The sequence below is a fragment of the Pantoea sp. RCC30.1 genome, from assembly GCF_058148845.1.
Genome location: NZ_JBXUHX010000007.1, coordinates 138,632 through 160,839, shown reverse-complemented (window position 1 = coordinate 160,839; position 22,208 = coordinate 138,632). Strand labels below are relative to the sequence as shown.

At 49.5% G+C, this 22,208-nt stretch carries 17 protein-coding genes; 16 read left to right on the top strand and 1 reads right to left on the bottom strand.

All coding sequences use genetic code 11. The features are described from left to right. Positions 1–7 precede the first annotated feature (7 nt). The 14 genes from tssC (at position 8) to AC2LB6_RS08925 (ending at position 18,989) form a co-directional block, all read left to right on the top strand. Positions 8–1,507, top strand: coding sequence for a type VI secretion system contractile sheath large subunit (gene tssC, locus AC2LB6_RS08990; protein WP_490093240.1), 1,500 nt, complete (start codon positions 8–10; stop codon positions 1,505–1,507). 192 nt (positions 1,508–1,699) lie between these two features. Beyond that, positions 1,700–2,185, top strand: a complete 486-nt coding sequence (locus tag AC2LB6_RS08985) for an Hcp family type VI secretion system effector (RefSeq protein WP_490093239.1) — start codon at positions 1,700–1,702, stop codon at positions 2,183–2,185. Between the two features lie 143 nt (positions 2,186–2,328). Then, positions 2,329–2,826: a type VI secretion system lipoprotein TssJ gene (gene tssJ, locus AC2LB6_RS08980; RefSeq protein WP_490093238.1), complete on the top strand. Its 498-nt coding sequence runs from the start codon at positions 2,329–2,331 to the stop codon at positions 2,824–2,826. Between the two features lie 3 nt (positions 2,827–2,829). Continuing rightward, positions 2,830–4,176: a type VI secretion system baseplate subunit TssK gene (gene tssK, locus AC2LB6_RS08975; protein WP_490093237.1), complete on the top strand. Its 1,347-nt coding sequence runs from the start codon at positions 2,830–2,832 to the stop codon at positions 4,174–4,176. Then, the gene (gene tssL, locus AC2LB6_RS08970; RefSeq protein WP_490093236.1) at positions 4,176–5,543 is read left to right on the top strand and encodes a type VI secretion system protein TssL, long form; all 1,368 of its coding nucleotides are present in this window, start codon (positions 4,176–4,178) and stop codon (positions 5,541–5,543) included. Before tssK ends, tssL begins: the two co-directional genes overlap by 1 nt. A 47-nt stretch (positions 5,544–5,590) precedes the next feature. Then, positions 5,591–9,385, top strand: a complete 3,795-nt coding sequence (gene tssM, locus AC2LB6_RS08965; protein ID WP_490093235.1) for a type VI secretion system membrane subunit TssM — start codon at positions 5,591–5,593, stop codon at positions 9,383–9,385. Positions 9,386–9,415: 30 nt separating this feature from the next. Further along, positions 9,416–10,105, top strand: a complete 690-nt coding sequence (locus tag AC2LB6_RS08960; RefSeq protein WP_490093234.1) for a T6SS protein Cts1T — start codon at positions 9,416–9,418, stop codon at positions 10,103–10,105. 59 nt (positions 10,106–10,164) lie between these two features. After that, complete coding sequence (locus tag AC2LB6_RS08955; RefSeq protein WP_490093260.1) at positions 10,165–12,462, top strand: type VI secretion system Vgr family protein; 2,298 nt, start codon at positions 10,165–10,167, stop codon at positions 12,460–12,462. Between the two features lie 65 nt (positions 12,463–12,527). Beyond that, complete coding sequence (locus AC2LB6_RS08950; protein WP_031590415.1) at positions 12,528–12,794, top strand: PAAR domain-containing protein; 267 nt, start codon at positions 12,528–12,530, stop codon at positions 12,792–12,794. Further along, entirely contained in the window at positions 12,733–13,638 is a 906-nt protein-coding gene (locus AC2LB6_RS08945) for a TagK domain-containing protein (RefSeq protein ID WP_490093233.1), read from the top strand. Before AC2LB6_RS08950 ends, AC2LB6_RS08945 begins: the two co-directional genes overlap by 62 nt. 17 nt (positions 13,639–13,655) lie before the next feature. After that, entirely contained in the window at positions 13,656–14,453 is a 798-nt protein-coding gene (locus AC2LB6_RS08940; RefSeq protein ID WP_490093232.1) for a type VI secretion system accessory protein TagJ, read from the top strand. 10 nt (positions 14,454–14,463) lie between these two features. Further along, on the top strand, positions 14,464–14,943 hold the full coding sequence (locus AC2LB6_RS08935; protein ID WP_490093231.1) for a type VI secretion system baseplate subunit TssE: 480 nt from the start codon (positions 14,464–14,466) through the stop codon (positions 14,941–14,943). Positions 14,944–15,409: 466 nt separating this feature from the next. Then, the gene (locus tag AC2LB6_RS08930; protein WP_490093230.1) at positions 15,410–16,018 is read left to right on the top strand and encodes a helix-turn-helix domain-containing protein; all 609 of its coding nucleotides are present in this window, start codon (positions 15,410–15,412) and stop codon (positions 16,016–16,018) included. A gap of 25 nt (positions 16,019–16,043) precedes the next feature. Beyond that, positions 16,044–18,989 carry an autotransporter outer membrane beta-barrel domain-containing protein gene (locus AC2LB6_RS08925; protein ID WP_490093229.1) on the top strand — a complete coding sequence of 982 codons (2,946 nt, stop codon included), beginning with the start codon at positions 16,044–16,046 and terminating at the stop codon, positions 18,987–18,989. A 98-nt stretch (positions 18,990–19,087) separates the two neighbouring features. On the opposite strand, the gene AC2LB6_RS08920 is transcribed toward AC2LB6_RS08925, so the two are convergent. Next, positions 19,088–20,596, bottom strand: a complete 1,509-nt coding sequence (locus AC2LB6_RS08920; protein WP_490093228.1) for an NCS1 family nucleobase:cation symporter-1 — start codon at positions 20,594–20,596, stop codon at positions 19,088–19,090. 143 nt (positions 20,597–20,739) lie between these two features. On the opposite strand from AC2LB6_RS08920, the gene AC2LB6_RS08915 reads away from it, so the two are divergent. Then, positions 20,740–21,462: a GntR family transcriptional regulator gene (locus AC2LB6_RS08915; RefSeq protein WP_490093227.1), complete on the top strand. Its 723-nt coding sequence runs from the start codon at positions 20,740–20,742 to the stop codon at positions 21,460–21,462. After that, positions 21,459–22,190, top strand: a complete 732-nt coding sequence (gene hpxA, locus AC2LB6_RS08910) for an allantoin racemase (protein ID WP_490093226.1) — start codon at positions 21,459–21,461, stop codon at positions 22,188–22,190. The genes AC2LB6_RS08915 and hpxA overlap by 4 nt, the downstream gene beginning before the upstream one ends. Positions 22,191–22,208: the final 18 nt, after the last annotated feature.

Genomic DNA, 22,208 nt, shown 5'->3' with positions numbered 1-22,208 from the left:
GATAACTATGTCTACCCAACAAGTAACATCTAAACAGGCTGGCGCAAATACCGCCACACAGAACGATTTTAATGCGTTATTAACGCGTGAATTTAAACCGAAGTCTCAACAGGCAAAATCAGCGGTTCAGGCAGCGGTGAAAACGCTAGCTGAGCAGGCGCTGAGTACGTCAATCACCATGGCTGATGACGCCTATAAAAACATCGCGTCCATCATTGCTGAGATCGATCTGAAGCTCTCTGAGCAGGTTAATCTGATCCTGCATCATGAAGAGTTCCAGCAGCTGGAAAGTGCATGGCGTGGTCTTCATTATCTGGTCTATAACACCGAGACGGATGAAAAGCTGAAACTGCGGTTTATGGATATCTCTAAAGACGATCTTCGCCGCAATATGAAGCGCTATAAAGGCATTGCCTGGGATCAAAGTCCGTTATTCAAGCAGATTTATGAAGAAGAGTATGGTCAGTTGGGCGGCGAGCCTTACGGCTGTCTGGTAGCGGATTACCACTTTGACCACAGTCCAGCCGACGTGGATCTGCTTTCCTCGATCGGTAAGGTGGCCGCTTCTTCGCATATGCCATTTATTACCGGTGCGTCACCTTCTGTAATGCAGATGGAGTCATGGCAGGAACTGGCAAATCCACGTGATCTGACCAAAATCTTTACCCAAAACCTGGAATATGCCGCATGGAACTCACTGCGTCAGTCTGAAGACTCTCGTTATATTGGTCTGGCCATGCCGCGTTTCCTGGCTCGTCTTCCCTATGGAATTAACAGCAATCCGGTTGATAACTTCAACTTTGAAGAAACAACAGACGGTGCGGATCACAGTAAATTTGTCTGGGCAAACGCCGCGTATGCGATGGCGGTAAATATTAACCGTTCATTCAAACACTATGGCTGGTGCACCATGATCCGCGGTGTTGAAAGCGGTGGTGTGGTAGAAAATCTGCCTTGCCATACTTTCCCGACCGATGACGGCGGTGTGGACATGAAGTGTCCAACCGAGATCGCGATTTCTGATCGTCGTGAAGCTGAACTGGCTAAAAATGGTTTTATTCCGCTGGTGCATCGCAAGAACACGGATTATGCCGCGTTTATTGGTGCGCAGTCGCTTCAGAAGCCAACGGAATATTACGATCCGGACGCGACCGCGAATGCCAATTTGTCAGCACGCTTACCTTATTTGTTTGCCTGCTCGCGCTTTGCTCATTATCTGAAGTGTATCGTACGCGATAAGATCGGCTCTTTTAAAGAGCGTGAGGATATGCAGCGCTGGCTAAACAACTGGGTAATGAATTACGTGGATGGTGATCCCGCTAACTCTTCTCAGGAAACGAAAGCGCGACGCCCGTTGGCAGCAGCTGAAGTGGTTGTGGAAGATGTTGAAGGTAATCCTGGTTACTACCAGGCGAAATTTTTCCTGCGACCACATTTTCAGTTAGAAGGATTAACCGTATCTTTGCGTATGGTTGCTAAATTACCTTCTTTAAAAGGAGTTGCCTGATCAGGAAATTAACTTTTATTGCCTGATTGAGACAATAAAAAAAGAATGATCATTTTATTCTTGTGGTTTTAATTTATTTTTACATTTAATCTGTTGGATATCATTTCCCACGAATGGGGAGGTGTTTCTGGCTAATCATTGCCGTTACAAAACATGTAACGTTTTTCGTTAAGAGCTGATAAAGGAGATATTATGGCTCAGGATATGTTCATTAAAATTAATGGTATCGAAGGCGAGTCACTGGATGCCACGCATAAGAATGAGATCGAAGTGCTTTCATGGAACTGGGCCACTGCTCAGCATTCTAATATGCACAGTGGTTCTGGCGGCGGTTCCGGTAAGGCAACGGTAGATGATTTCTGCTTTGAGCATTACATCGACAAAGCAAGTACTAATTTACTTAGCTACTGCCTTTCGGGTAAACACATCAAAGATGTTGAGTTTGTGGTGCGTAAGGCCGGTGGTGATCCACTGGAATATCTGACTATCAAATTTACTGATGTCATTATTACCCGGGTTGAAACAGCTGGCTCCAGCGTTGATGAAACGCGTCCACGTGAGCGTATAACTTTCGCCTTTACCAAAGTGACTCAGGATTATGTCATGCAGAATGCTGAAGGCGCTAAATCTGGCGTCATTTCTACCAGCTATGATGTGAAAGCAAACCTGCGCAGTTAATCCTCCTGGTGAGCAATAAGTTTTGCCGCCTCGGCGGCAAAACTTTTATCCAACCGGGTGGTAGTGTCATTGAATTCTAAAAAGTCGACAATGTAGGTAGATTCATGTTTTGCAGATCAGATATAAAAAATAATCAACAGAAAATGCGAAATACATTAGCACTCATTTTGCTGACTCTTTTTTTGATCTCCTGCAGCAATAAAAAAGACAGGGTGCCTGAAGACGGTGAGATAAAAATAAATCTGATTGCAGATAAAGATATCAACCCAAACGAGAAGAGCCATCCTGCTCCGCTGAACATATTCATTTATAACGTTCGCGATACGGATGTTTTTAGTAATGCCGATTTTTTTGAAATCATTGAAGGTAGCAATAAACCTTTAGCATCATCTTCATCAAAAATGTACGAAGCAATATTAAAACCCGGCGAGAAGAGGTCGATTTTCCTGTCGCCAGAAAGTAAAACCCAGGCATTAGGGTTCATTGGAGCATATCGGGATCTTAACGATGCGGTCTGGCTGAAAATTTATGAGTTGCCGCCACCAGTCAGCTCCTGGTGGAAAAGAATGTTTAGCGATGATGCTATTGCGTTGAATGTAAATTTTAAGAAGTCAGCAATAACTATTAGAAAAATGGATTAAACCATGAGAACAAATAAGGTCGTCTGGAGTGAAGGACTGTTTCTTCGCCCGCAACTATTTCAACAGCAAGAGCGTTATTTTGAATATTACGCACATAAGCGGGCAGCCACGCTGAGTCCTTTTTATTGGGGGTTCTCACAATATGAAATTGACCGTGAAGCGCTGACCTACGGCAAACTGGTCCTTCGAAGTGCCCGGGGCGTGCTTCAGGACGGTACGCCTTTTGATGTGCCCGATCACGCCGATCTGCCTGAGCCGCTGACGATACTGCCAGAGCATCTGGACAAGATGATTTATCTGGCGGTGCCGTTACGCCTTGATAATAGCGACGAGACGATTTTCAGCCAGAATGACTCCAGTTCGCTGGCGCGTTTCCGGGCTGAAGAGGCTGAGCTCTGCGACACTAATTCAATCAGGCAGGGACCTAAGCCGGTTCAGCTGGCGATGCTTCGATTGAAACTGGTATCACAAGCTGAGATGACCGAGTCATGGATTGGCCTGCCGCTTACCCGGGTAAAAGCTATTCAGCCAGACGGCAGCGTTCTGTTACATGTGGATGATTATATTCCTCCGGTAACCGGCTATGCCGCAAATCCATTACTTAAAGAGTGGCTGACGCACCTGAATGGTCTGGTCAAAATACGCGCTGAGATGCTGGCTGCGCGTCTTTCAACTTCCGACGGTAAGGCAAGCGCCAGCGCCGAGGTTGTGGATTACCTGCTGCTGCAAATCTTCAATAAATATGAACCCATTCTTGATCATTTGCGGCACATACCTGAACTGCCGCCGATTGTTTTGTATGAAGAGCTGGCAAAACTAGCGGGGGAACTCTCCACCTTTATTCGTGTTAAGACCCGACGTCCGAAAGCGGCGCCGGGATATGATCATTCAGGACTCTATTCCTCTATCCGGCCGTTGGTTGAAGAGGTTAACGATCTCATGAATCAAATTCTGGTACGAGCAGGGCAGCTTATTGATCTCCGCGCGAAAGGTAACGGTGTCTGGTCAGCATCGGTGCTGCCGGGTGAACTGCAGTCATTCTCAAATATTGTCCTGGCCGTCAACGCTCAATTGCCAATGGACGTTTTGCAGCAGCAATTTCATGCTCAGGCCAAAATCAGTGCGCCGCAACAGTTGCACGAACTGGTTCGTTCACACTTGCCTGGACTTACGTTGCAGAGTTTGCCGGTTCCACCGCGGCAGATCCCCTATAGCGCTGGCTATGTCTACTTCGAGCTGCTTAAGAACGGATCTTTTTGGGACAAAATATCGACGACCGGCGCACTGGCGCTACACATCGCGGGTGAATTTCCTGGGCTTAAGATGGAACTGTGGGGTATCAGGAGTTGATGAAAGACGATACCAATTCTCCGGACGCGCGTTCACCAGATCGCGAAGTCGGCGAGAGTCGTTCGCCGCAGGCACTGGGTAAGTTTCTTCTTGATGAGCAGGGCGACTGGATCGAGCAGCCGGAAGCGCCACATGAAAGTCATAACGAAGGGACCAGAAAAGGCGGGCAGGCTTCCAGACAAGAGCGTATGCCAGGAAGTGAGAGCGTACAGCAACGTATTCTGAAGGTCAGAGCTGCGGATAATCCTTTGCTGGAGGCAGCTCAGCCTCTGTTACGGGCGCTGGGCGATATGCCTGACTACGTCAGTGACATGACGCATGTTGAGATACTGAAAAATACGCTTAAGAACCAGATAAATTTATTCAGTGTCGTCTGTGACGAAGTGAATATACCCTGGAAAAAAATGGCGATTGTACGCTATTGCCTCTGTACTGCGCTTGACGAATTTGCGCACACCACAACGTGGGGACTGGCCGCGGGCTGGTCGCAGAGCAACCTGCTAAACCACTTTGAAGGAGATAACGACGGCGGTAATAAGTTTTTCTTACTGGTTGGCCGCTTGTCGATGAACCCCTCCGAATTTGTCGATGTACTGGAGATACTGCTGCGCATTCTCGGCCTTGGTTTTGAAGGCCGTTACAGCATTATTGAGGATGGCGATCGACAGCTGACTAAAATTCGGCAGCGACTGCTGACATTAATTCAGAGTGCACGTAATACGACTCCGCCAGCCCTCTCACCGCATGGTTTATTGCCTGGCGGGCCGATACAGCGTGAAAAGAATATTCTGCCTGTCCGGCTTACGGCTCTGTGCGTAGGTGTGCTAGTCGCCTCAGCGTTTATCGGTTCGAAATACATGTTGCTGACCCGGCTCGACGGCATCACAAGTGATATCAATGCCATGCACAACATCAATGTTGTCATGCCGCAGACTAAAACCCGTCTCAGACTGGCCATTTTGCTGCGTAACGAAATCCAGAAGCAGCTGCTCAGCGTAGATGAAACTCAAACTCAGAGCAAAGTTGTGCTCAAAGGCGACTCGTTGTTCCGTTCAGGTTCCACGTCGCTTGAGCCCGACATGGTCAAAGTTATCCAGCGCATTGCTCGTGAGGTTCAGCGTGTGAAAGGGGAGGTGCTGATTGTCGGTCACACGGATGCGACACCAATCAACCGTCCTTTATTGCCGAATAACGACGTGTTGTCGGAAAAACGTGCGGCAGAAGTTGGCCGCTATTTTATTGCAGCAGGTTTGCCTGGTAACAAAGTAAAAGTCAAAGGTGTAGGCAGCAGCCAGCCGTTGGCTTCCGACGCCACTGCTCAGGGTCGATCAAAGAATCGCCGTGTAGAATTTTTTGTCACGTATTAACGAGAGCAACAATGTCTTATTTAAATAGAGTCTTCGCGGCGCGGTTTATGAAGACGCTGCTAATTGTGTGTTGTATCGGATTGCTCATTGCAGCGATCTGGTTTCTGGGACCTTTTTTTGGTTTTGGCGTGTCACGTCCATTGCAGAGCATTGAGTCACGCGTGATCTTTACTTTGCTGGCCGCACTTTGCCTGGTCTGCTTCTGGTTACGCTGGCCGTTGTTTATCGCGTTAACTGCAACGTTGTGTGTCTTGATCTGGGTCTTTGGCCCCTTTCTGCTGGTGGGCGAAAAATATCCTCTGAATGCTGTGGGTGTCAGGCTGGCGATCATCGGAATAATGCTGGTCTGCGCATTGTTGTATGGTCTTTGGTTACTGCTACTGGCCCTGAAGGATAATCCGGCACTGCTGGATAAATTTACCCAAAACAAAAGTGCAACGAAAGAAAGTGATACATCCGAAATCTCAGCGGCCATTGCTCGTGCAGTTGATTACGTCAACAAACGCCACGGTAATCTCTCTTTTTTCCAGCGTGTCATTCTGGCGCGAAAACCGCTGGACCGATTGCCCTGGTACATGGTTCTGGGTACTCAGAATGCAGGTAAAACTTCAGCTATCCTCGCATCCGGACAAGATTTTCCGCTACCTGATCAGCTTAATCAGGTCAGTAAGCCCGCCAGTGCCACCGAGAATTGCGAATGCTGGCTGGCCAATGATGCTATCTATGTTGATACCGCAGGCAAATATGTCAGCGATCCCGATTCCACTATTAACGAATGGCGAGCGGTCCTTAAGACCCTAAAGAAATATCGCCCGGTTAAAGCGCTGAACGGCGTGATTATTGCCGTCTCCGCGGCAGATTTAGTGGGTCGCAGCCAGGCTGAACTCTTTGAGCTGGCGGCAAGCCTGCGCGCCAGAATTGACGACATTCGTCAAACACTGGGCGTGCGTTTTCCTGTTTATGTGCTGGTCACAAAACTCGATCAACTGCCAGGCTTTGCTGAATACTTCAGAATGCTGACGGAGCAGGAACGGGAGCAGGTATGGGGAGTCACCTTCCCCTATGGCGATACCAACACCCTGGCAGCATCGGGGCTGCAGAGCCAGATAAAAGCAGAGTTTGCGCTGCTTCAGGAGCGTATCGAGCGCGATATTATCGTCCGTCAGCAGGAGGAGTACGCTAATCGCGATCGAAAAAAAATGTACGGATTGCCACAGGATTTTCATCTCTTGTCAGAGCATGTCGCAGAAGTGGTGCACAACATTGTATTCGCTTCCCGCTACGATGAGTCGCAGAACTACACCCTGTTACGTGGTATCTATTTCTGCAGCAGTCATCAGCCCGTTGGGTTCAGCTTACTGAACAATCAGAGCATCATCCGCCAGTGGCAGAACTATGTTGAGAATACATCACCCACGGTGTCAGCTTCACTGACCGCACAGCCTCAGGAGCGTGATTTTCTGGTGGGCGATGTCTCCTACGGGCGTCAGTATTTCCTCAGAGAGCTCTTTAGCGAGGTCATTGTTAAAGATCGCGGCCTGGCGCGCCATAACCTGGCCAATGAATCAAAGTTCCGCCTGCAGCGTTTTCTGGGGCATACCCTTTCCCTCGTGCTGGCTGTGGTTCTGCTGAACGGTTTGTGGCACAGCTATCATCATAATAGTGACTACCTCAGTGTTGTGGAGGAGAAGGTCAGCACACTTGATACAGAAGTAAGAAACTTCGTCAAAAAGCCGACCGATAGTCTGCTTCCTCGTCTGTTAACACTTTCACAATATCTGCCGGAATATGGCTCGCTGGCGTTATTTAATCCACCGCTTGAGTGGCGCTATGGGCTTTATACCGGTGGCGAAGTTGTGGAGTCTTCCGACTCACTCTATCAGTTCTTTTTACAGCGTTTGCTTCTGCCGCAGATAGAGCAGCAAGTTAGCCTTGCTCTTCAGAACGCCATTGATAACGGTCAGTCCGAACCCATTTTCCGCTTACTGAAACTCTACTTGCAGGTTCACGGACAAGGGACGTTCGACAAGCCGTATATGGTCGCTGCCATTACCCGTCTGTGGGAAAGCACCGGAAAGCTACAGCCTTATGAGGAACGCCGGATTTTTGTGGCCCACCTGAATCGACTTTTTGACTCGTCTGAATGGCGACGTTATGGGCAGAGTCTGGATGACGGTCTGGTTAAATATGCGCGAGCAATGCTTGAGCGTGACGACCTGGCAAGCCGACTCTATGAACGCATCAAAGATTCGGTTATGCAGGATGCGCCAGCCGATCTGACATTAAACGCGATGACGAAGTCTCGCGGCAGTGAATTGTTCACGCTCATTGACGAAAGCGGTGTGACAGCTATTCCCGGACTGTTTACCCGTGCTGGCTACTACGACATGTTTAAAAAAAAAATGGAACCCGGTTTGATCTGGCTGCAACGTGAGGATGCCTGGGTATTAGGTAAAGCTGAGCAGAGCGGGTCAGAGGAGCAGAACAGATTAACCCCCAGTACGGTGCTGGTTAATCCCGTACAGCAGCAAATTCTAAAGCGCTATCTGGATGAATATGCACGCTACTGGCAGGGCTTTCTGGGCAATATTCGTCTTAAAACCGACCTGTTGCAGCTGGGTGATGCCTATACGGGGACGGGCATGGCGGGCGACATTTATATGCTGCGCGTGCTCAGTGCGTCTGATTCGCCACTGGCAAACCTGCTGTCCCGCGCAGTGAGCGAAACCACGCTGGTCGGCAAAGAGAATACATCGTTGTTTGAGAAGGTCAGTAACAAGGGGCAAATCCTGAGCGCCGCGACCAAAGTGAGCCTTGCGTATGCTGCGATAGAAAAAAAATTGCTTCAGGAGCAAGTTGATAATCAGTTTGCGCCATTACGTGAATTTGTAACCGGTAAACGCGAGCTGGCAGCAGAAATGCCGCCGTTGAGTGGCGAAGCGGGGTTGAGCAAATTACTGGGTTCCCTTAACGAGCAATACACTCTGTTTGTGGTTTACGAAGATGCATTGAAAAACGGCAATGCGATGGCGCTTTCCAGTTCGGCGAAGCAGCTGGGTGCTGAGGCTCAAACCTGGCCGGCCCCGCTCCCCGTTGTTATTGCTCCGTTGCTTGAAGGTGCATGGCATCGTGCTCACCGGGAGGCCATTGCTAAAAGTAACGAAGGTATCGAAGACAACATTGGGCAGGTTTGCCGTGCGACATTGCAGGGACGCTATCCTTTCGCTCAAAGCCAGCGTGAAGTTAAAGTTGCCGATTTTGAACGCTTCTTTGCTGCAGGTGGCGTAGTGGATGATTACTTCAAAACGAATCTGGCAGACAAAGTGGACACGTCAACGCGCCCCTGGCGTTATAAAGGCGACAGTGAAGAAAATGAAAGTACATTGGCTTTGTTTGAAAAAGCGGCCGAGATTCGTCATCTCTTTTTTCAGGAAGAGGGCGGTCGACGCCTTTCGCTGCTCTTTGATGTGTCAGTACCCTATTTAGATCCGTCTATTACTCAACTCAATATGAACTTTGACGGCAAGCAGGTGAATTATGCCCACTGGCCGGTTTCACCGGTTTCCGTTCTCTGGCCAGCTTCGCGTATGACCTCAAAAGTGACGATCAACGCCATGCCACGTGTCGCCTCGGGTACGTCGTCGATGAGCTTTTCCGGTCCGTGGGCCCTGTTTCGCTGGATGGATCACGCCAGTGATATGCTGGTTACACAGGCCGGCGAGATGCAATGGGTCTATGAACTCGATTCCCGACGGGCGAATATTGGCATCTCTGGTCTGACTTATAAGGACCGATCATTAGTGGCGCTGTTGAGAGATTTTCATTGTCCTGGCGACTATTAAGAATCAGCGGCCATTACGCCAGAGGATATTATGTCGATACGCATGTTTTTATTGATCGATGGATTACGTCCAGGCCTGTTCAGGCGCTCAGGAAAAATCCATCGTGAAGTGCGATCAATTATTACCCAGCAGGTATTGCCAAATATCTGTTCCGGCATGCCTGAGGAGTTATCGATAGAGCATTATCCCTGGTGCTTTATTATTTCGGGGCCGTCGCTGCCAAAGCAGCGATATTGCGCAGGTGCATTTAGTCTGACGTCAGGAAAAGAGGGGGAGAAACAACTCTTTGTTATATGCAGCGTTGTTTCTGCTTCGTGGTTGCAAAAAAATATGCACACTAAATACCCGCTGACTTTTTGGGCGGCGAGAATTTTAAACCTTGCAGGTGAAAAGGATATGGCATCAAAGAGCTGGCAACCACTATATCAATGGTTCAGAGCACTTCGATGGGCATATTCTCCCTGGAGGCAGTTTTTACTCAAGCCAACATGGCGCTTTGAAAATCAATCAAAAATGCTATTCAGGGAGGGATCGCAACAGGATTATCGCATAGCGGAGGGTGATGGCGTCGGCGTTATGCCATGGAAGAACTGGCCTGACTGCCTTCAGCGCGAGGCTGGGATCTGGATTTGGCAACAAAGCCGACACCGAATGGTTCTGGATTCGCAAAGAATTTCATTACGGCATGAAAAGACTAACCCGGCTGACGGGTCTTTTTAAAAATTCATAACGCATCAGGTGATTATATGTCACGAACAATTGGATTAAGTAGTCCTGCTATGCCCTTGCTACTTGGGGAACCTGCTTTAGTCATCTCTAAGCTGGTTGGTGAGGAGGCACTTTCCTTACTTTATTCATACCTGGTGACTGCAAAGACACCTGTGAACCCGTTTATTCCCTGGCAGGCAGCATCGAATGTTGATTTAAAAGCGTTAATCGGCAAAGAGATGACCGTTGAAATTGAACTGGATGGCAATGGGCTTGGGGATATTCTCAATATAGGTAAAAACGTCCGTGAAATATCCGGGATTGTGCAGAAAGCTCGCTATGTCGGGCGTGACGGTAATCAGGCGTTATATGAAATCTGCCTTCGTCCCTGGCTTCATCTCGCAGAGTTAACCGCGGATTATAAGATTTTTCAGCAAAAATCCGTAGTTGATATTATTGATGAGGTGCTGGCGGATTATAGTTTCACTTATGAAAAACGGCTGGCGGGAAGTTATCCTCTACTCGATTTTCAGGTTCAGTATGGTGAAACTGATTTCGATTTCATTGAACGCTTAATGGAAGAATGGGGGATTTACTGGTTTTTCGAACACAGTGAAAAAAGCCACAAGCTGATTCTGGTAGATAACGTAGGTACGCATAAGCGTTTCACCAGCGAGGCTTACCATGTCATTCAGTATGCGCCTGATCGTCCAAAAATGGACCAGGAATATATTAGTCAGTTCCATTTTGAAGAAACTATTACCTCCGGTAAATGGGTCACGAACGATTATGATTTTACTAAATCGCGCGCGGACATTATGGCGATAGACAGTAAGCCGCGTAAGACCAGTTTCAATCAGATGGAGATTTTCCACTGGCCAGGTGATTACGAGCAACCCGCGATTGGCGAGCAACTGGCACGTGTGCGAATGGAAGAACGCGGCGCACTCGGTTCCCGCTGCAATGGTTCCGGTGAGTTACGTGGTATCGCCTGCGGCTGCGTATTTGAACTGGTTAACTACCCGGTAGAAAAGGCGAATCGTGAATATATGATTCTGCGCAGTAAGCTTGAAGTTGAAGAGATCGCCCAGCTTACATCAACGGATGAGTTTCGTTACACATGTCACTTCACTGTGCAGCCGACCACTAAGATTTACCGTCATCCGATGATCATCGAAAAGCCAAAGACCAGTGGCCCTCAGACGGCAATTGTCGTTGGTCCGGAAGGTGAAGATATCTGGACTGATGAGTATGGTCGCGTAAAAGTACGTTTTTTATGGGACCGCTATGGTCAAAACCGTGAGTCAGACTCCTGCTGGATGCGGGTGAGTCAGGCCTGGGCAGGCAATAACTTTGGCGGTATTTATATTCCGCGAGTGGGACATGAAGTGATTGTTGACTTCATTAATGGCGATCCAGACAGACCACTGATAACCGGAAATCTCTATAACAATGTCACCATGCCGCCCTGGGAGCTGCCGGTCAACGCAACGCAAAGTGGTCTTATCAGCCGTACGGTTGGCGGGGGACGCAGCAACTACAATGGCATTCGCTTTGAAGATAAGCCCGGGCAGGAAGAGTATTGGGAGCAGGCTGAGCGGAATATGACCCGCTTAACAAAGCAAAACGAAGAACAAACCATAGGGCTAAATTCCAGTGTCAATGTAGGAGTATCACGCAACCTGTTCGTGGGCGGCAACTACATGTCTGACGTAATTGGTAATAGTAGTGCGCTGGTGGGTGCTTCGCTTGGCATTCAGGTCGGTGGCAGTCAGTCAGACAGCGTCGGCGGCGCAAAAGGGATCAATGTCGGAGGTGCCTTCATGACAAATGTTGGTGGTTACCACTCTGTTTCTGTCGGTGGGGCCAGTGCAATGGTTGCTGGTGGCGCATTGATGCAGACGGCTGGTGGCGCGATGACACTGACCGCAGGCGGTGAACTGGTGATTTCAGCGAAGAAAATAAAAATCATTGGATCCAGCCAGGTGATAATTCAGGGTGGGGAAGTTGATATTAACCCGGGAGATAGTTGCTGCGACAGTTGTGGGGGAGGCGGAGGCGGAGGCGGTGCCATGGTGGGGCTGCCAGGATTGCCAATGATTAGGTCGTTGATGGGCGTGACTATTCCGCTTCCGGATTTACCTATTCCAACTGATGAACCGACACCGGAACCGACATCGACATCGACACCGGCACCAACACCGGCACCAACACCGGCACCAACACCGGCACCAACACCGGCCCCAACACCGGCACCAACACCGGCCCCAACACCGGCACCAACACCGGCCCCAACACCGGCACCAACACCGGCACCAACGCCGGCACCAACACCAACACCGACAGGTAGCCAGGAGATTGAACCCTAAGTATTCAGTTAACTAAGAGTAAAACACGGTTCTCTTTTTTATGATTCTGAACAGGAGAAATAACGATGCAAAATGCAGCAAGAATAGGTGACGCCACCGCACATGGCGGCGTTTTATGTTCCGGTTCGGGCAATGTTTTTATCAACGGCCAGCCTGCTGCAATGGCTGGAGCAAGCGTAGCACCATGTGCTATTGGCCATGGTGCTGCTCCCGTGGCATCGGGGTCGGGCACGGTTTTCATTAACGGTATGCCGGCAGCGCGATTAGGCGATGTCACGGGCTGCGGTGCGGTGGTTGTTTGCGGCTCACCCAGCGTATTTATTGGCAGTTAATATTGTGAACATTCATTTTGAATGGCCGTCACGACGGCAGCCGGTCTCGCTTGTCCGCAACCTCATCCAGGGCAATGCTGCGACGTTTGATGTGATCGCTGGCGCATTTGATGTACACAGTGCTCATGCTGGCCACGACGCTATCATGTTTTACTGGCACATGACCCGGCTGGTGATGATGAATTTGTGTTCGCGTTGCGTCTGCCGTCTGGATGATGTTGAGGTCGCCTATGGAAGTATTCATCCATTACGCGAATCAAGTCGAATTCAGGCTGGACACTTCAAAATGAGCGTGATCAGCGACACTCAGTTAGCGCATAACGAGCCACTAACATATGGTTCTTATTCAAGCGATAGCCGGGGAGCTGGTAGTCCGATTCATGACGTTGAAGAGATCCTGCCTAATAAAGGTAACTATATTAATGATGTTCGTTACCTTAATAACGTCATTCTGGCGCAGGATAAAGAGATCGACATTCTGAAAATGCTGGCGGTGGAATATAAGCGATTCCTGATCTGGCAGGAACAGGATAATGGAGGCGTTATTGAAATTCACCCTCAGAAAACGCGCATCATCAGAACGGACGCCCATTTCGAACATATCCGGGAGACAATAAAAGAGAAAACGTTGACCGAATGTATCGTGGATAGTGATTCATTGATTGAAAAAGCGTTATCGGAACTGGGAATGGACGAACAGTGGAACGAACTCTTTATCGAAGAGGAAAAAACCGATCTGCTTCACGCACTCTCACCGGAAGTTAGCCTTATGCAAGGCAGAGAGAATGTATCCGAATTGGTGTTTCAGGATTTGCGGAAAATAGGCCTGGACACGCATTATTAATTTAAGGAATTAACATCATGCAAGATTTTACCTCATTGACTCAGGCGCTTAAAACAGCCCCGCTTGATGAAATACTTACCAGGGTTTCAGCGCAGGTTAAATCCCATCCTCAGGATCTGAAAGCCCGTGACATTCTGTTCAAACTCTACTGTATTGATGGGGCGTGGGATAAAGCACTGATGCAGTTGCAGACGATGGCGCTGCTGGATAGCGAACTGACAAAACAGACTGAACTCTACAAGAATCTGGTGTTTAGTGAAGTGCAGCGACAACAGGTACTAACTGGCGAACGTCAGGCCGCAACCCTGAAAGGCGAAATGCCTGACTGGATGTTAAAAATTCATCAGGCGAATCTGGAACACTATCAGGGTGAGACTGAACAGGCTCTGACGTTGCGTGAGGAGGGGTTTGAGCGAGCGCCGGAAAACGCCGGCAGGAGCGAAACGCTGGGCGAATTCTCCTGGATAGCGGATAGCGACAGCCGACTGGGACCGGTATGTGAATTTATTTGTGCAGGTGGATACCGCTGGGTACCCTACGCCGGGATCCAGCGTCTGAATCTCCGTCAGCCTGAAGATCTTCTGGACCTGCTCTGGCTACCCGCCGAGGTTAACGTAGAAGGAGAAACCTACTACGGTTATGTTCCAGCACGCTATCCGGTGGCGAAAAACGACTCACAGGAAATCAAGCTTGGCTTGAAAACGGAATTAGAAAAGTTGTCTGAAATGGTGTTAGCGGGAAGTGGAAGGAAAGTACTGCTGACAGACCTTAGCGAACAGGCGATAACGGAAGCTGGCGACATTGTTTTCAAATAAGAATAGCGACATGCTGCTACGTTATCCACCGACTTTGCTGGAGCGTCTTCAGGATGATGAACCTAAAAGTGCTCACGATCGTCTCAAGCCCGTTGATATGAGAACAATGCGAAGCATTGTGCAAAAAGATCTTACCGATCTGATTAATCACAGCAATATGGAGGCGAAATTACACGAAAATAAACATGGTCCTATTATTAAATCTGTCCTCAACTACGGCATCTCAGCACTGATGGGGTCGCAGGAAAATAGCCATAGCTGGGGCGTTATTGAGCAAAAGATTCGAAAAGCCATTCTCTATTTCGAACCAAGGATAATTCCTGAGACGCTGGTTATCCGATCCTTACAGAAAGGGGATGACATGGTCAGGCATGCTGTCATTGCTGTGGAAATTCGGGGGCTAATACACTGGAAACCTAAGCCGATCGATTTGTGTATGAGTGGAAGATATGACTTTGAATCTGAAAAGGTTGACCTCAGCGTTTTATGATAAAGATGTGTCTGTTATCGTTGCGTTAGATTATAAATAGCTGAATTTAACAAGCGTTGGCATATGAGATTATTGCAGCCAGGCGATCATTTTTTTGAACGCCTGGCTTAAATTCATTCTCATTTTGTTATGGTGTGGCAGGGCTTATTTTCCATTTTGTAGAGTAAAGCACCAGTTAGAATTTATTTATTTGTTTTTAACGCTGCCTTTTTTGTTTTTTATGGTTTTTAAATCCAGTTATTGTCTTTATTGTGACGTATTTGAACGTGGCTTTCATTGCGGATACACTCTCTTCGTTATCAATTTATAAAAAAATGAAGGAATTAGTGAGACGCTTTAAAGTGTTCAAAAGTTAATTTTTTTGATTAATCTTTATTTGCCGGTTTTATCCTCTTTGTAGTGGGTATGTTGTGCTGTCTCATAATCTATATGGTCTTATGATAAATGTTAAGCATGGGTGTTGAATATGTTAAATATATTATTAGTGGATTATGATTTTTATCACCGGAAGGGTCTTAGCACGTTGATTTATAATCAACTGGCTAAAAAAGGGAAAGAGTGTGTTTGTTTTTTATTACCCTCACAGAATGATAATCAGGGGGTTGCCGATATTATTTTCCGAAATGATATGGTCACCATTTATATAGAAAACAAAAATAAGAGATGTGCCACAGCGGAAACGTTAGAACAATCACCAGGTAAGATTACTATCCATATCCCATTTACACTAAGAAATCAGCCGATTAATGTTGTATCTCAGAAGATAAAAAAGATAGTTGAGATCGCCAGTTCTGACTACAGCGAACTGGCCAACAAAGAAGATGTGTGCTGGAGGCTTGGCCTGAAGCAGCATACGCAGCTTTCTGATACTGAAAATCACGTGATGGTTATGATCGGTCATGGTTATGACAGTAATCATATATCTAAAATAATGAAACGTTCGAAAAAAACAATCAGTACTCACTATCGTAACGCGAGTCGTAAAATCGGCATGTCAAATAGGGCTGAGTTTTATCGATTTGCTTCGTTTATTGCAAGTTGTCGGAGAGAGGAAAGAAACACAATTTGTTTGTAACGTGAACCATCAAAAGGGATTAGTGATGAAAAAAATAGCGAAGGGCAAATGGAAGACAGAATTACCATTTAAGAAAAAAATTCATTTCCTGTCAGTCAGTCTGTTTATGTGTGGCAATGCATTTGCCACGAATACAGACTCCATCATTGCGAATGGGACTGAACGTACGATTCAGGAATCAACGTTTGAAAATGGAACAAACGGTGCTTATATCATTCAGGCCAAAAAAGGGGCTGTTATCACGGCCCGTCAGGTTGAGTTGAATAGCTCCAGCACGCTCGGTGGCGGCCTCTGGATAGAGAATAGCCAGCTCACCGCTCAGGATCTCACTATCAACGTGGCTGGCAGTTCGGGTACCGGGCTCTATCTGGCGAATGACAGCACAGCAATCCTTACTAACTTCAATGTTTATGGGACCAGCAGTGCTATCGGTATGGTGCTTGACGGCACCTGGTCAGTGCCTCAGGGACATGTATCGGCAGAGATAACGGACGGAACCGTGGCGACCAACGAGGGTGACGCTTTTCGTATTACGGCGGGCGAACTGACACTGAAGGATATCACGGCCACTACCCTGGGCAGCAGCAGTTATGCCGTTAACGCCAATGCCAGTGCCAATGTAAAGATTGATGGCGGAAGTTTTACGACTCAGGGTTTATACAGTGATGCGATTTGGGTCGCCTCAGCGGATTCTTCAGTAACACTGAATAATGCCAGTGTTTCTACTGCGGGTAACCGCGCCAGCGCTATTAATGCCCAGCTAGGAAATGCCTATGCCACAAACAGCATTTTAAAGACGCAGGGGGAAAATGCTTACGGACTTTATACCCAAAAGTTCATTCAGGGTGATGGACTGACGATAACGACTGCGGGTACAGGCAGTGTGGGTCTGTTTACCGCATTGGGCGGCCAGGGAGTCTTGAATAATAGTATGATCACCACCGATGGCGAGCTGGCTGCGGGTCTTGCTGTCTGGCCGGGTTCAGCTATTACGGCAGATAATGTCCAGATTGAAACGACGGGTATGCAGGGATTTGGTTTATGGGCACGCGCTGGTTCACTGGCTGTCAGCAACAGTGAGATCTCTACATCAGGTGAGGCAGCCAGCGGTCTCTATGCCGATGGATACTCTTCTTCGCTGAAAAGCACGGTATTGCTTGATAACGTTATGCTGACTGCCAGTCAGGCCCCGGCCATTCAGGCAGAAACCACGAATTTATCTTTGGTCGCCAAAGATTCAACGCTGACCGGTGGAAATGGCCAGTTACTGCGTGTTTCAAACTATGTGGATACCCTCGATCCCGCCAGCAATCTATACAGTAATGTGACGTTCGAGGCGATCAATAGCAGGCTAAATGGCAATGTCGATGTAACTGATCCTCTGAATACGGTAGCGGTTAGCCTCTTTTCCGGGACTGTTCTGACTGGTGCCGTAAACAATGCGACGTCACTGTCTCTGGATAGCACCAGCCAATGGAATATCAGTAATAGCTCAAACATTGGCCAGCTAACAAATAACGGAACGGTCATTTTTTCCAACACTGACAGCTTCAATAGCCTCACCATCACCGGCGATTATGCGGGTGATGGCGGCCTGCTGGTCATGAATAGCGTATTGGGAGATGACGCATCTCCGACCAATACGCTAATAGTGGGCGGTGACGTTCTTGAAGGAACGACCAGCGTCACTATCAATAATCTGGGGGGATATGGTGCGCAAACTGTCGAAGGCATTGAAATTGTTGATGTAGCCGGTACATCTATGGGCCGCTTTATCAAATCAGGGCGTATCGTTGCCGGCGCTTACGATTATGACCTGATTAAGAAAGGCGAAAGCTGGTATCTGACCAGCCAGTCCACGGCGGCAGAAGCTGATGCAAATCTCACAGTGCCAGAAGAGAGTATCGATGTGTCTTCATCGCCTGAGTCACAAGAGACAGCCGTTGTTCGCCCCGAGGCGGGAAGTGATACAACAAAATCGTCAGCCGTTGTCCGTCCCGAAGCGGGAAGTTACACAGCAAACCTGGCGGCAGCGAATACAATGTTTATGATGACGTTGCATGATCGATTAGGAGATACTCAATTTATTAATGCAATTACTGGCCAGCCGGAAGTCACCAGCCTGTGGTTACGTCAGATTGGCGGTCACAACAAATGGCGGGACGGCAGCGGCCAGCTGAAAACACAGAGTAACCGCTATATGACTCAGATAGGGGGGGATGTGGCACGCTGGAGTACAAGCGGTGCAGATCGCTGGCACCTCGGTTTCATGGCAGGTTATGGCAATAACAAAAGTGCAACAGAAAGTCAGGCAAGTCGCTACCGTTCAAGGGGTGATATTAAAGGTTACAGCATCGGTAGTTATGCGACCTGGTACGCCAATCAGGACGATCATACAGGTGCCTGGCTTGATAGCTGGCTGCTGTATAGCTGGTTTGATAATGAAGTGAAAGGGCAAAATCTGGCAGCTGAGACGTATAAATCCCATGGTTTTACAGCCTCGCTGGAAAGCGGTTACGCATGGAAGGTGAGTGAGTTTCAGGGAAGTCAGGGGTCTGTCGGTCAATGGTTTATTGAGCCTCAGGTACAGGCTGTGTGGATGGGGGTTCGGGCCGACAATCACCGCGAGGAGAATGGCACACGTATTCGCGGGAAAGGTGATGGCAACTGGATGACCCGACTTGGCGTCAGGACCTGGCTTAAAGGCCATCACGCAAGCGACGAAGGCCGGCAGCGTGAGTTCCAGCCCTATCTTGCGTTAAACTGGCTGCACAATAGCCGTAATTTCTCCACGGATATGGATGAGGTTCGGGTGAGCCAGAAAGGGGCGAAAAACCTTGGAGAAGTTAAAGTCGGTCTGGAGGGACAACTCAATCCGCGACTGAATCTTTGGGGTAATATTGGCGTTCAGGTTGGTGATGAGGGGTACAATGATGCCGCCGCGCTAATCGGGTTGAAATACAATTTCTAAGCGTAGTTAAAAAGTTGTTTCAGCTTATTTTGGCCGATTAGAATCAATCGGCCTTTTATATTTTTGTTTACCGTTTTCTGTATTCAATGCGCTTTGATTCAGAGACCCCCGCGTGAATCTTTCTGTACAGTCATCTTTCCGCGCCAGATGCCCGCTTGCACCTCCTCACGATCTTCACGGGCAATAAAGCGATAACAACTTGCAGCCAAACCGGCACCAATAAACCAGCTGAAGTTCGCCACCTGATGCAGAGAAGGGATAAAGCTTATCACCAGGCAAATTGCCACCGACGGCAGCAGCGCGCCAATCGCTTTAGGGTTAAAGCCACCGCGATACCAGTAACGACCGGATGGCGTGTCATTAAACAGATCGTCGACGGAGATACGTCCACGTTTTATGAGATAGAAATCGGTCAGCAGAATCCCGAACAGCGGCCCGATAAATGATCCCAGCACATCCAGGGTGTAGTGAATCAATTCAGGCGACTGGAACAGGTTCCATGGCGTTAACAATACTGAGCCCACCGCGGCGATCATCCCGCCGGTACGGAAGCTGATCTTCTGCGGTGAGCAATTTGAGAAGTCAAAAGCGGGTGAAACAAAGTTCGCTACGATGTTGATACCAATGGTGGCGGTAATCATGGTCAGCAATCCAATCGCGACCGCCAGATCGTTGCCGACCATGCTCACGGTTTCGATGGGATCGGTAATCATTTTGCCAAACAGCGACTGGGTGCCCGACACAATCACCACCGTCACCACAGAAAACAGCAGGAAGTTAAACGGGAGTCCCCAGCGGTTGCCACGACGAATCTCGGACATGCTTTTGCCGTAGCGTGAGAAGTCACCAAAGTTCAGCAGCGGCCCGGAGAAGTAAGAGACCACCAGCGCCGTCGCCGTAATCATCTGCCAGGTCTGTTCACCTGCGGTCAGCGATTTGCTGGCGAGGGTAAAGGAGATGCCGTCGAAGCCTGTCTTGTATACAATCCAGCCCGCCAGCGCCACCATCACCACATAGACCGCCGGTCCAGCAACATCAATAAACCGCTTAATCGCGTTCATGCCATGCCAGAACACCATCGCCTGCAGTAACCACATAATGCCGAAACAGCACCAGCCCAGCAACGACAAGCCCAGCCAGTGCGGTACGGTCATCGACGTCAGCGAAGGCGCAAACTTCAGCAGCACCAGCATCAGGGCATTTGCCGCCAGATAGGTCTGAATGCCATACCAGGCGAACGCGATCAGACCGCGAATTACCGCCGGAATATTGGCACCAAATACGCCAAACGCCTGACGACAAATTACCGCATAAGGCACGCCTGCCATCTGGCTCGGTTTGGCCACCAGATTTGCACAGATTTGTACGATGCAGATCCCGGCGAGCAGGCAGAGCAGTACCTGCCAGCTGGCTAATCCCAGGGTGAAGAAACTGGCGGCCACCACATAGCCGCCCATGCTGTGCACATCTGACATCCAGAAGGAAAAAATGTTGTACCACGACCAGTTCTGATCGCGAGTCGGTGCCAGGTCGTCGTTACAAAGCCGTGGGCTATAACGGGCGTTGGCTTCAGAGGCCGTGCTGGCCACCGTTGATTGATTTGGCATGAAACCTGCTCCTGTACCTGAAAGTGGAATGAATAATCTGGTAAGACGGTATTGCAGGATTCAGGCCAGATCTGTTTTCTTGTATACAATATTTAATTTTCACGTATACGATAGTGGCACACAGCGAGCGACCGGAGCAGGTAATGACGAGTAAAACAGGCCAGCGAGACGCCCCCCATCTGCAGGACAAAGATGAAGGGATTTACCAGGCGGTGATGAACGCTATTGTTGAGCACCAGCTGCCGCCGGGCAGTAAATTGCCGGAAGAGGCCCTTTCCGGGGTCTTTGGGGTGAGTCGCACCGGCATCCGCAAAGTGCTGCAACGCCTCGCGGCGGTGCAGATGGTCACCCTGACGCCCAAACGTGGTGCGCAGGTGGCGACACCCGGTGTTGAAGAGGCACGTGACATTTTCTCAACCCGCAGTTTAATGGAGTGCGCCAATCTGCCTGCGGTAATGGCGCACCTGCAGCCTCCGCATCTGGTGGCGCTAGAGCAGCTCATCGCACAGGAGAACCAGGCGCACGCCGATCATGATGGCCCGGCAGCTATCCGGCTCTCCGCGGCGTTTCATATTCAGTTACAGGCCATCTCCGGTAATCAGGTGCTCACTGGCATGGTGACCAGCCTGACGCAGCGCTCCTCGCTGGTGATCGCTGCCTACGGCGCGCCCTGGCAGCGCGGCTGCCGCTGTGACGATCATGCGAATCTGCTGAAATTACTGCGCGCACGTGCGCTGGAACCGCTGACGCACGCGCTACAGCATCACTTTGAGCATATCGTCTCCAGCCTGCACTTTGAGCGCAGCGGAGAAACGCTGCCCGATTTCTCCCGACTGTTTGCCGCAGGCTCTGGAGCCGCCTCATGAGCCTGATTCAGATCATTAACCCCAACACCAGCCTGTCGATGACCGAAACTATCGCTCAGGCCGCGCGTGCCGTCGCCGCGCCGGGCACCGAAATTCTGGCGGTTTCGCCGTCGCAGGGCGTGCCCTCCATTGAAGGCCACTTCGATGAGGCGATCGCCGCCATCGGCGTGCTGGAGCAGATCAAGCTCGGCAGGGAGCAAGGCGTCAGCGGCCACGTGATTGCGTGCTTTGGCGATCCGGGTTTACTGGCAGCACGCGAGCTGGCCAGCGGACCGGTAATTGGCATTGCGGAAGCGGCGATGCACACCGCTACGCTGCTGGCGACGCGTTTCTCCATTGTCACCACGCTGCCGCGCACGCTGGTGATTGCGCGTCATCTGTTGCAGCAGTATGGCTTTACTCATCACTGTGCCGCGCTGCACGCCATTGATCTGCCGGTACTGGCGCTGGAAGATGGCAGCGGCCTGGCGCAGGAAAAAGTGCGGCAGCGCTGCATTCAGGCGAAACGGGAAGATGGCAGCGGGGCGATTGTGCTGGGCTGTGGCGGGATGGCGACGCTGGCTGCCTCGCTGACTCAGGAGCTGGGCCTGCCAGTAATCGATGGCGTCAGTGCGGCGGTAAAAATGGTCGAGTCGCTGGTGGCGCTTGGCTTTGGCACCAGCAAACATGGCGATCTGGCCTGGCCTTTGCAGAAACCTCTCTCAGGTGCGTTTCAGCATCTAAACTAACGGAACTTTCCCGAATCA

Bases quoted from the DNA above. Each gene is read 5' to 3' on its own strand.
- hpxA (WP_490093226.1), top strand. From the start codon at position 21,459: ATGAGCCTGATTCAGATCATTAACCCCAACACCAGCCTGTCGATGACC.
- AC2LB6_RS08950 (WP_031590415.1), top strand. From the start codon at position 12,528: ATGCAAAATGCAGCAAGAATAGGTGACGCCACCGCACATGGCGGCGTT.
- AC2LB6_RS08960 (WP_490093234.1), top strand. From the start codon at position 9,416: ATGTCGATACGCATGTTTTTATTGATCGATGGATTACGTCCAGGCCTG.
- AC2LB6_RS08915 (WP_490093227.1), top strand. From the start codon at position 20,740: ATGACGAGTAAAACAGGCCAGCGAGACGCCCCCCATCTGCAGGACAAA.
- tssM (WP_490093235.1), top strand. From the start codon at position 5,591: ATGAAGACGCTGCTAATTGTGTGTTGTATCGGATTGCTCATTGCAGCG.
- tssC (WP_490093240.1), top strand. From the start codon at position 8: ATGTCTACCCAACAAGTAACATCTAAACAGGCTGGCGCAAATACCGCC.
- AC2LB6_RS08920 (WP_490093228.1), bottom strand. From the start codon at position 20,596: ATGCCAAATCAATCAACGGTGGCCAGCACGGCCTCTGAAGCCAACGCC.
- tssL (WP_490093236.1), top strand. From the start codon at position 4,176: ATGAAAGACGATACCAATTCTCCGGACGCGCGTTCACCAGATCGCGAA.
- AC2LB6_RS08985 (WP_490093239.1), top strand. From the start codon at position 1,700: ATGGCTCAGGATATGTTCATTAAAATTAATGGTATCGAAGGCGAGTCA.
- AC2LB6_RS08945 (WP_490093233.1), top strand. From the start codon at position 12,733: ATGTCACGGGCTGCGGTGCGGTGGTTGTTTGCGGCTCACCCAGCGTAT.
- AC2LB6_RS08935 (WP_490093231.1), top strand. From the start codon at position 14,464: ATGCTGCTACGTTATCCACCGACTTTGCTGGAGCGTCTTCAGGATGAT.
- AC2LB6_RS08930 (WP_490093230.1), top strand. From the start codon at position 15,410: ATGTTAAATATATTATTAGTGGATTATGATTTTTATCACCGGAAGGGT.
- tssJ (WP_490093238.1), top strand. From the start codon at position 2,329: ATGCGAAATACATTAGCACTCATTTTGCTGACTCTTTTTTTGATCTCC.
- AC2LB6_RS08940 (WP_490093232.1), top strand. From the start codon at position 13,656: ATGCAAGATTTTACCTCATTGACTCAGGCGCTTAAAACAGCCCCGCTT.
- AC2LB6_RS08955 (WP_490093260.1), top strand. From the start codon at position 10,165: ATGCCCTTGCTACTTGGGGAACCTGCTTTAGTCATCTCTAAGCTGGTT.
- AC2LB6_RS08925 (WP_490093229.1), top strand. From the start codon at position 16,044: ATGAAAAAAATAGCGAAGGGCAAATGGAAGACAGAATTACCATTTAAG.
- tssK (WP_490093237.1), top strand. From the start codon at position 2,830: ATGAGAACAAATAAGGTCGTCTGGAGTGAAGGACTGTTTCTTCGCCCG.